This is a genomic window from Grimontia sp. AD028 (assembly GCF_000973155.1).
Classification (GTDB): Bacteria; Pseudomonadota; Gammaproteobacteria; order Enterobacterales; family Vibrionaceae; genus Enterovibrio; species Enterovibrio indicus.
On record NZ_LASY01000146.1, the window covers coordinates 1 to 10,095 of the forward strand.

General features: G+C 49.3%; 8 protein-coding genes. 5 read left to right on the forward strand and 3 right to left on the reverse strand.

The window, feature by feature from the left end:
• Positions 1-163: 163 nt before the first annotated feature.
• Together RN22_RS22640 and RN22_RS22645 are read right to left on the reverse strand one after the other, a co-directional pair.
• Complete coding sequence (locus RN22_RS22640; RefSeq protein WP_046307993.1) at positions 164-772, reverse strand: 2OG-Fe(II) oxygenase; 609 nt, start codon at positions 770-772, stop codon at positions 164-166.
• 114 nt (positions 773-886) lie between these two features.
• Positions 887-2,170 carry an FAD-binding oxidoreductase gene (locus RN22_RS22645; RefSeq protein ID WP_046307994.1) on the reverse strand — a complete coding sequence of 428 codons (1,284 nt, stop codon included), beginning with the start codon at positions 2,168-2,170 and terminating at the stop codon, positions 887-889.
• A 401-nt stretch (positions 2,171-2,571) separates the two neighbouring features.
• On the opposite strand from RN22_RS22645, the gene RN22_RS22650 reads away from it, so the two are divergent.
• Positions 2,572-3,615 (forward strand): PotD/PotF family extracellular solute-binding protein, encoded by a 1,044-nt coding sequence (locus RN22_RS22650; protein ID WP_046307996.1) that lies wholly within the window; start codon positions 2,572-2,574, stop codon positions 3,613-3,615.
• A 63-nt stretch (positions 3,616-3,678) separates the two neighbouring features.
• Here the strand turns inward: RN22_RS22650 and RN22_RS22655 are convergent, their stop codons facing one another.
• On the reverse strand, positions 3,679-4,410 hold the full coding sequence (locus RN22_RS22655; protein WP_002539328.1) for a sulfite exporter TauE/SafE family protein: 732 nt from the start codon (positions 4,408-4,410) through the stop codon (positions 3,679-3,681).
• Between the two features lie 145 nt (positions 4,411-4,555).
• Here RN22_RS22655 and ltaE point away from each other — a divergent pair, with 145 nt between their 5' ends.
• The 4 genes from ltaE to RN22_RS22675 all read left to right on the forward strand — a co-directional run bounded on the left by ltaE (position 4,556) and on the right by RN22_RS22675 (position 9,976).
• Complete coding sequence (gene ltaE, locus RN22_RS22660) at positions 4,556-5,566, forward strand: low-specificity L-threonine aldolase (protein ID WP_046307997.1); 1,011 nt, start codon at positions 4,556-4,558, stop codon at positions 5,564-5,566.
• Positions 5,567-5,635: 69 nt separating this feature from the next.
• On the forward strand, positions 5,636-6,559 hold the full coding sequence (locus RN22_RS22665; RefSeq protein ID WP_046308003.1) for a DUF808 domain-containing protein: 924 nt from the start codon (positions 5,636-5,638) through the stop codon (positions 6,557-6,559).
• Between the two features lie 94 nt (positions 6,560-6,653).
• Positions 6,654-7,421: a 3-hydroxybutyrate dehydrogenase gene (locus RN22_RS22670; RefSeq protein WP_046307999.1), complete on the forward strand. Its 768-nt coding sequence runs from the start codon at positions 6,654-6,656 to the stop codon at positions 7,419-7,421.
• 179 nt (positions 7,422-7,600) lie between these two features.
• Entirely contained in the window at positions 7,601-9,976 is a 2,376-nt protein-coding gene (locus RN22_RS22675) for a Lon protease family protein (protein ID WP_046308001.1), read from the forward strand.
• The last annotated feature ends 119 nt before the right edge of the window (positions 9,977-10,095 follow it).

Consider the following 10,095-nt stretch of genomic DNA (forward strand, 5'->3'; position numbering starts at 1 on the left):
ATGTAGGCTAGCTACACATCGAAGCCTCTGCCTTGTATAAAGTCCCCAAAAAATGCTGCAAAAATCATCACCAAAGGTCAACAGACCCTAAGTTATCAGAGATGAAGATACCGTTTTACCTCCCAACAATCGAGAGAGATAAAACGGCATTACGAAACAATTTCTACCGAGAAGGATCGACGCGGTTGCCGCGCATGCCGTTCACACGAAACCAGCCTGCAATGCTGTAACGCTCTCGGTTGGTCGGAAGTACCTCATGGGGAAACTCTTCCGACAGGAACACCAGCAAACGTCCTGCTTTTGGCCAGAGGGTATTGAGATGATTATCGTTGATATCATAAATCACAATCTCGCCACCATCTTCATCCGCCCACTCATCATTGAGGTACATCACCGTGGTTAAACGGCGGTTGGAGCGGCCTTCGAAAGTATCGAGGTGTTTTTGATAGAAATCGCCGATGTCGTAACGCGCGAAGTGCGCTTCATACTCGAACAAACCCAAAAAGAAGTGGCGGTTGACGTCGTTCTTTATCGCTTCCATTCGAGAGAGAAAATCGTCCGAGGCAGGATGCTTTCCGCGTTCCAGCCAGGAAATCTTGTCACTACGGATTTGTTTGTTGGTATGGTGCTGCAGGTGTCGTCCGATGCCAGCAGGTTTCATGCTTTCAGGAATAGCATCACGAAGTTGTTCTACTTCTTCTGCATTCAGGAAATCATCCCACACGTACCAACCTTGGGTATGGAGTGCATCTAATAACTTATCTGTGTTCATTGTCAGCACCTCTAAATACAAGGGGTAGCGAATCTACCCCTTGTGCTAGTGCTGCTTCAAATCACAGATTTTATGAAAAGGATTTAAAAATCTAATCGTGAGTTGGATGTGCCATTAGTTCGCCAGGGCGTCTTCCATTTTGGCTTTCCAGATCGCCATCGCGAGCGCAGGTTTACGCAGCACTTTCGGCGTTGGGATCCAGCCATGATCGATACGTGAGAACACGTCAAAGCGCCCCGCCTGCCCTGCCATTGCTTCAGCAACAACGCGGCCTGCAATATTGGTCAAACCAACGCCATGACCAGTGTAGCCATGGGCTGTATAGATATCGTTACCCAAATGCGAGATTTCCGGCATGTAGCTGCGGGTCACCGCAAACAGACCACCCCAGTGATATTCCATCTTCACGTCACCCAGCTGTGGGAACACTTTCAGCATACGTTGACGCAGGCGCTCCTGACTGTCTGAATACTCGCCATTGAACGGATGGTTCACACCGCCGAACAGAATGCGTCCGTCAGCAGTCGGGCGGAAATAATCCAGACAATTATTCAGATCAGACATCGCCATCTTGTTAGTGATTGGCTGGCGATCGCCAAGCTGCTCAGTCACAGCAATGTAAGAAGCCACAGGCAGCACTTTTGATTGCGCCTTGCGGTGCAGGCCATCAAGGTATGCGTTACAAGCCAACAGAACCTGTTTTGCTTTTACGCTGCCTTTTGCAGTTTTTACCGTGTTAAAGCCTGCGCCTTTTTCCAGTTTGATCACTGGGCTGTTTTCATAGATTTCCGCGCCAACGGAAATAGCCGCTTGCGCCAAACCTAGCGTGTAGTTCAGGGTGTGAACATGACCGCTGTTTGGGTCGAATAAGCCGCCCATGTAACGACGGGTGTTCGCTACCTGCTCAATCTTGTCAGTGTCCCACCACTCGGCAACCGGATAGTTGTAACGACCATGCTTCAGCTCGTGCCAGGATTTCAGTTCTTTCTCCTGACCTTTGTTCAACGCCAGTTCGATGTAACCTTCCTGGAAGTCACAATCGATGTTGAACTCACTGATACGTTCACGAATGATATCGATAGATTCAACGGACAAATCCCAAAGCTGCTTACCCCATTCTGGGCCGTACTCTTCGTCAACTTCGCGAAGACCCAGACAGTAACCCACCAGCGCCTGACCACCATTACGACCTGAGCCACCAAACGCGATGCGTTGACCTTCCAGCACCACCACACTCATGCCCTTCTTACGAAGTTCAATTGCTGCGTTTGTGCCTGTTAAACCCGCGCCGATAATACAAACGTCCGCTTGAATATCACTGCTTAACTCTGGTTGTTCAGGCAAAACATTTGCCGTTGCTTGATAGTAGCTATCGATATACCCGTGTTCTTTCGCCATTTCGCGACTAAATCCTGATAAAAGGGTTAATTAAAAAGACGGCGAATATTCGCACTAAGCCACACGGCAAGCAAGGGATTCTTGCCCCTTCATGAGTCTCAAAAATAACTGCGTTCGTTGATGCTGTGCGTGGTGCACAAAATGTTACCTTTTCAGAGGGATTCTCATTGACAGAGGGGACAAATGTTTTGATGATGCGCGTTCATTTTTCAGCTTGGTATTTACCCAAACTACCTCAAGGCGCTTTTTCAGCGAAAAGACTGGTTTCACAAGGGGTTCTGTGGTTCCGGAGTAAATGGTTCTACTCCACACGGCACTATAAGTGAAGCACGTAGGCGAGAGGAAGGACGTCTGCCTGTGCCTTAAGGTAGTTTGGGTATGCCACTTAAGGATAAAACCAAATGAACCAATATCTTAAAGGGGTGAAAGCGGCAAGCATCGCACTTACCGCAACAGTTTCTTTCAACGTTTCTGCAAACAATGAAGTACTGAATATCTACAACTGGGCCGAGTACATGCCAATGGGTGTGATTAAGGCGTTTGAAAAGGAGTACGATGTTTCAGTTAACTATTCAACGTTTGAAAACAATGAATCCATGTATACCAAGCTGAAGTTGCTTGATGGAAAAGGCTATGACCTTGCGTTTGCATCGACATACTTTATCCAGCGCATGAGCGACGAAGGCATGTTGGCGAAAATCGATAAATCGAAAATCCCACATGTTAAGGACATTATTCCTGGTCTGATGGGTCAACCATTCGACAAAAACAATGACTACTCCCTCCCCTATATCTGGGGCGTGACGGCTATCAGTTACAACGGTGATATCGTTGATGGCAGCAACGTGACTAAATGGGCCGACCTGTGGAACGACGAGTTCGCAGGCCAAATCATGCTGCTCGACGACGTGCGCGATGTTTTCGGCATGGCACTGAAAGCCAAAGGCTACAGCATCAACACCACCAACGAAGACGAGATCAAGGAAGCGTATGAAATGCTGAAAGATCTGCGTCCTAATGTCGTGGTTTACAACTCAGACGCACCGCACGTACCGTTTGTGACGGGCGAAGTCGGTATCGGTCAACAGTGGAACGGTAACGCCTACCTGGCACAAGCTGAAATGGAAAACATCGAGTTTGTTTACCCAGATGAAGGTTCAATTCTTTGGATGGATAACTTCATCATCCCGAAAGGCGCAGAGAAGGTCGACCTGGCACATAAATTCATCGACTTCCTGTTCCGCCCTGAAAACCAAGCGGCAATGGTCGAAGAACTGGGTTACCCAGCACCAAGCAAACGTGCAAAAGAAAAACTGTCTGCGGAATACACTGAGAACAATGTAATTTTCCCATCAGACGAAGATGTTGAAAAAGGCGAATTCACTAACGATGTGGGTGAAGCGGTCAGCATCTACAACCGTTACTGGCAACTGCTGAAAAGCTAATTCGCTTTTCGTGAAAGAAGAAAGCCGCGGTCATTGCCGCGGCTTTCTTCTTTGTTACTGTGTTCAATTCGATTTGAAAAACAGCATATGTGCAGCACTTAGCGAAATCGCTCCCCGGACAATCATTTTCAGTTGTTCTGGCGAGATACGGGCAAAGAATTTATAGCCAAAGAACATACCAATGAACAGAGCAGGTAAGCCAACTGCGCTCCCCTGTAACGTCTCCGCATTGACTAAGCCCAAGTACACCAAGCCCACCAGCTTCATAATATTGAGTGTCATGAAGGCCCAAACACGGGTTGCCACATAAGCAGACTTCTCCATTTTCTGTTCAAGAAGAAACAATCCCATCAACGGGCCAGCCGCATTCGCTAACACCCCAACAAAGCCACATAGCATCCCAGCCACACTCGCTGCGTAACGGTTGGTAAAAATAGGAAGTGGACGATAGTCCAGCCAAATCGAAAGCCCCAGCAGCGCAAAAATAAGCAGTCCCAGTACTGTCATAAAGGTTCGCGCGTCAATGTTACCAAGCACAACTGTACCCAGTGCCACACCAACTGCGCCAAAAGGGATCAGCCTTGCTAAAACGGACCAATTAATGTTCTTACGATAAGTCAGGACGGCGATGAAGTCGGTAAGTAGGTATAGCGGGACAATGACGCCCAACGCCTCGGGCCCCGGAAAAGCGAGCATCATCAGTGGAAGGATAACCAGACCTAATCCACCCACTGAGAATTTGGAAAAACCCGTGACCAGACAAGCTAAAGAGATGAACAGCCAAGACCATTCCATGGGCATAATTTCCTTGTTTTACCGTCGCCCATTCCGTGGCTCAAGATATAGACGAGTGGGATGATTCCAATGTTTTGTAATTACTTTTTCTTCAATCAGGAGTAATCTGCTTACTCGATCATAGTTGTAATCAGGACAGATAAGAATGATTGATTTTCGCTCAGACACAGTGACACAGCCGGATCAAAAAATGCGCGAAGCCATGGCTAATGCGCCCGTGGGTGATGACGTATATGGTGACGACCCAACGGTCAATGAACTGGAGCAGTGGGCTGCTGAGCGCCACGGTTTTGAGGCAGCGGTATTTACCTCATCAGGCACCCAAGCAAACTTGCTGGGTATTCTGGCACATTGTGACCGTGGTGACGAATATTTGTGCGGTCAACAAGCGCACAATTACAAGTATGAGGCAGGCGGCGCAGCAGTGCTTGGCTCAGTACAACCTCAACCCATCGAAAACAACAAAGACGGAACCCTGTGCTTTGAAAAGCTTGCGGCAGCGGTTAAACCGGATGACTCTCATTTTGCGCGCACCAAGCTCCTCAGCTTAGAAAATACTATCGGCGGGAAAGTTCTGCCTTTGGAATACCTGGCGAGAGCCCGGGATTTCGTGAATCAACATAATCTGAAACTTCACCTGGACGGCGCGCGCGTATACAACGCATCGGTAGCGCTCGGCGTAGACATCAAAGAAATCAGCCAGCACTTCGACTCCATGACCATTTGTTTGTCAAAAGGTCTGGGTGCACCAATTGGCTCGCTGTTATTGGGCGATGCTGACTACATTCAGCGTGCACGTCGACTGCGTAAAATGGTCGGTGGTGGCATGCGTCAGGCTGGTATTTTGGCAGCCGCGGGTAAGGTTGCCCTGACTGAAAATGTCGAACGTCTCAAAGATGATCACGACAACGCCCGTTATCTGTCTGAAAATCTCGGTGCGATTCCGGGATTCAATACCTTCATCTACCCGGTTCAAACCAACATTGTTTACGCTGACGTTGCAACGCATATCGACATTCACGCGATTGCTTCGGCGTTGAAAGAACAGGGGATTCTGTTCTCGCCTTCTCACAAGGCGATGCGATTTGTGACTCACAAAGACGTGACAAAATCTGACATAGATACGCTGCTCGCAGCCATAGAAAAACAGCTCTAAGCGTTTTTGAATTAACGAAGAAAGAGGCGGTTTTCCGCCTCTTTTTGTATGGATAAAAGAGGAATGACCATGGCAGGAGCCAGCCTTCTTACACTGCTTGATGACATTGCCACGATTCTGGATGACGTCTCCGTCATGAGTAAAATCGCCGCGAAGAAAACTGCCGGTGTATTGGGAGATGATCTTGCCCTGAATGCCGAACAAGTTTCCGGTGTGAAAGCCGACAGGGAGTTACCCGTCGTCTGGGCCGTTGCCAAAGGGTCTTTCCTCAACAAACTCATACTCGTTCCGGCGGCCCTCGCTATCAGTGCGATTGCACCTTGGCTGATCACCCCCCTTCTTATGCTCGGCGGTCTTTTCCTTTGTTACGAAGGTGCTGAGAAAGTCCTGCATACCTTCTTTCACAAAAAAGAAAACCACCCTGCCGGTGAAGCGCAGGACTTCAATACCGCTACGCTGGACGCCGCAGAATACGAAGCGCAAAAGATAAAAGGCGCGATCCGAACTGACTTTATCCTCTCTGCTGAAATCATTGTCATCACGCTAGGTGTCGTGTCAGAAGCCACCTTCCTCACTCAGGTTGTCACCTTGTTTGGCATCGCGTTTTTGATGACGATAGGCGTTTATGGTTTGGTCGCGGTGATTGTCAAAATCGATGATGCCGGACTTTATCTCAGCCAGAAAGCAGGCAGTATCAAACAAGCCGTAGGCCGCGGTCTTCTCTCTTTTGCGCCCTACCTGATGAAAGGGCTGTCTATTGTCGGCACCGTCGCTATGTTTTTGGTGGGCGGCGGTATTCTCACCCACGGCGTACATGTGCTTTCGGAACTCATTACAGACGCGGCTCAAGAAACGGCACTGATACCGACAGTGGGCACAGTGATTTCCGCGCTGGTGCCAACACTACTCAATGGTTTGATTGGATTAGTTGCAGGGCTGATTATCGTTGGACTTTTCAGTGTTGCCAGCAAATTAAAACCATCTAAATCCTGAGATTAAACACCGCAATTGCGTACTACTACGGATTGCCTGAATTTTTAACTACCCTTAACGTTGGATAAACCAGCCAACGTTAGGGAGAACGGAAATGACGGCAAAACATGTATTTATTACCGGTGGTGCAAGTGGAATTGGCTTTGGCATGGCGCAGGGTTTTGCGCAAGCAGGCCATAAAATCACCCTTTCAGATATCAATAAAGAAGCGCTGGATAACGCCGTCAGCAAATTGAAAAGCCAATTCGATGTGGATGTTCGGGGTATAGAGCTGGATGTCACCAACTCCGAACAATTGGCTTCTGCTCCTTCACGTGTCGATGAACCCGTCGATGTTCTCGTTAACAATGCAGGCATCCAATTTGTCTCCGCGCTGGAGCAATTCCCTGAGGACAAATGGCGTCTTATCATCGACATTTTGCTGTGTGGCCCAGCCATGCTGACCAAAGCCTTTCTCCCTTCCATGTACGAACGCAACTTTGGGCGAATCATCAATGTTGGCTCCATTCACAGCCTTGTCGCCTCTCCGTATAAGTCCGCCTACGTGTCTGCGAAACATGGCTTGCTGGGCTTTTCCAAGACCATCGCGCTGGAAAGTGCAGAGCATGATGTCACCATCAACACACTTTGCCCTTCCTACGTAAAGACACCGCTTGTCGAAAACCAAATCACCGCTCAGGCACAGAATCACGGCATCACGGAAGAAGAAGTGATCAACACGATTATGCTTAAACCGATGCCCAAAAAAGCTTTCATTGATCTGAGTGAACTGGCCGAAACCGCCCTTTTTCTCTGCTCTCCTGCTGCGAAGAACATCACAGCACAGGCCATTACCATCGACGGCGGTTGGACAGCACACTGATTCCTCGCTCCCAAAAGCTGAACCATATCGACTACTTTTTGCGCACTTGTTCACCATAAACCAGTGAATAAAGTGCGCCAGTCCACATTGCCAACACGTCTGCGATTCTTTAGCTCAAAATCAGTAAGTTAACGGCGCTACACTGAGTTTTATGAGAAACACAGTGAAAGGAGAGCGCTATGCCACATCAGCCATTAACCAGTGACATGCTCTATCGCACTTCACAACTGACCAAACTCGACGTTTCATCTACCAAGCATCTTGAACCACTCGAAGAGATCGTGGGGCAGGATCGCGCTCGTCAGGCCGTTGAGTTTGCGATGTCAATCAAGGAAAAAGGCTACAACATTTACGCAGTCGGCCAGAACGGTCTCGGCAAGCGAACCATGGTGATGCGCTATCTCAGCCGCCATTGGCAATATACCCATCCGGTTTACGACTGGTGTTATGTCGCCAACTTTCAGGATTCGCGTGTTCCTAAAGTGCTGCAAGTGCCTGCCGGCCGTGGCCTGAAGCTGAAAAAAGACCTTGAGAAAATGATGGGACGTCTGGGGAAATCCCTGCAGCTCGCCTTTGACAACGAGATGTATTACTCCCGCGCTGATGCACTCAAAAACCGCCTGACAGAAATGCAGGAAGGCGCCTTGGGAGAGCTCAGTCAGGAAGCCAAACTGCAAAGCGTGAGCCTTTCCATCACCACCTCAGGTGACTATCAGTTCATTGCCCTGAATGGCGAAGAGCCGCATACCGAAGAAACCTTCGACGCTCTTTCTCAGAAAGAACAAGAGCATTTCGATCAGGCCATTCGCGATTTGGAAATCCAGCTCCGCGGATTGGTGCGCAAGCTGACCGAATGGGAAGAAACCTACGCCGAGAAACAGCAAAAGCTGGATGAAGAAATTGCTACCGAAGCCATTTCCCATCACATGGTGAAGCTGATCGAGTCCTACTCTGACCTGCCTCAGGTGAAAAAATACCTGAAAGAAATGCAGGGCGATGTGCTGGAAAACCTCGATATTTTCCTGCAGGAAAGCGAAGAACAAGCCGCCCTCGCCTATGCAGCGCTGGATAAGAAATTGCCGCGTCGCTATCAGGTTAATGTGTTGGTCGCGCAGGAAGAAGAAGTGCCACCGGTGATCGTGGAAGATAGCCCGACGTACCACAATATTTTCGGCTACGTCGAAAACGCGACCTACAAAGGCACGGTGTTCACTGACTTCTCGCTGATCCGCCCGGGCAGCATCCATCGCGCAAACGGTGGTGTGCTGCTGATTGATGCGGTGAAAGTTCTTGAACGCCCTTACGTTTGGGACGGCTTGAAGCGCGCACTGAGCTCGCGTAAAGCTTCGCTGAGTTCACTTGAGCGCGAAGTGACCCTCAGCGGCACAATCTCGCTCGAGCCAGAGCCAATTCCACTGGATGTGAAAATCATCCTGTTTGGTGACTATCACACCTACAAACTGCTGCAACACTATGATGCAGAGTTCAGTGAGCTGTTCAGGGTAACCGCAGATTTCGAAGATGACATGCCGCGCAATGAAGATAGCGAAATGAAGTACGCCATGTTCATTTCCAGTATTTGTCATGACAACAATCTGCTGCATTGCGATCCTGGCGCAATAGGCCGGATCATTGAGCACAGCAGCCGTCAGTCCGGCGATCAGGATAAACTTTCCCTGCACTCTGCTGACATTGCGAATCTGTTGCGTGAATCCAACTATCAGGCCAAAGTCAGCAATGCCAACATCATCCGCGCATCCCACGTCGAAAAGGCGCTGGCGAGCCGCGACATGCGTGTCAGCCGCTTGCGTGACCACGTGATGGAAGGCTTCACCACAGGCACCACGTTGATTGACACCAAAGGCAAAGCCGTGGGTCAGGTGAATGCATTGTCTGTGCTGGCAACCAACGACTTCAGCTTTGGAGCACCTAACCGAATCACTGCAACGACCTCGTTTGGTGATGGTGCGGTGCTGGATATCGAGCGCAGTGTTGAGCTCGGCGGCAGTATTCACTCTAAAGGTGTGATGATCCTGACTGCTTACCTGTCATCTTTGCTCGGTAAGCAAGCGAAAATACCGCTGACCACACGCATTACGTTTGAGCAGTCTTACGGTGGCGTAGATGGCGATAGCGCTTCTATGGCAGAGTTCTGTGCCATTGTGTCTGCGATTTCAGGTGTACCGCTGCGTCAGGATTTGTCTATCACGGGTTCGATGAACCAGTTTGGCCAGGCACAGCCGATTGGTGGTGTTAACGAGAAAATCGAAGGCTTCTTCGATGTTTGTACCATCAAGGGACCGAAATCGACGCAAGGGGTGATTATCCCGCGCTCTAATGTGCATAACCTGATGCTACGTAAAGACATCATCCATGCGGTAGAAAAAGGGAAATTCCACATCTACGCGATTGACCATGTCAGCGAAGCTATCGAATTGTTCACCGGCATATCCGCAGGTAAGCCAGACAGCAAAGGCAAGTTCAAGCCGGATACTGTGATGCATAAAGCCGCGGAAAAGCTGGATGCACTCAGAAAGAAAAGTTCAAAAGCGTAATCGCATGAGCTAGGGGTTGCTGACCTTTGGTGGTTAAATTTTGTTCTCGCTATAAGCGTTTTAGGCGCGGAGAGGTGTGTGCCGCCTAGTGATCCTAAGCAAATACACCTCAACAAAGC

Bases quoted from the DNA above. Each gene is read 5' to 3' on its own strand.
- RN22_RS22640 (WP_046307993.1), bottom strand. From the start codon at position 772: ATGAACACAGATAAGTTATTAGATGCACTCCATACCCAAGGTTGGTAC.
- RN22_RS22645 (WP_046307994.1), bottom strand. From the start codon at position 2,170: ATGGCGAAAGAACACGGGTATATCGATAGCTACTATCAAGCAACGGCA.
- RN22_RS22650 (WP_046307996.1), top strand. From the start codon at position 2,572: ATGAACCAATATCTTAAAGGGGTGAAAGCGGCAAGCATCGCACTTACC.
- RN22_RS22655 (WP_002539328.1), bottom strand. From the start codon at position 4,410: ATGGAATGGTCTTGGCTGTTCATCTCTTTAGCTTGTCTGGTCACGGGT.
- ltaE (WP_046307997.1), top strand. From the start codon at position 4,556: ATGATTGATTTTCGCTCAGACACAGTGACACAGCCGGATCAAAAAATG.
- RN22_RS22665 (WP_046308003.1), top strand. From the start codon at position 5,636: ATGGCAGGAGCCAGCCTTCTTACACTGCTTGATGACATTGCCACGATT.
- RN22_RS22670 (WP_046307999.1), top strand. From the start codon at position 6,654: ATGACGGCAAAACATGTATTTATTACCGGTGGTGCAAGTGGAATTGGC.
- RN22_RS22675 (WP_046308001.1), top strand. From the start codon at position 7,601: ATGCCACATCAGCCATTAACCAGTGACATGCTCTATCGCACTTCACAA.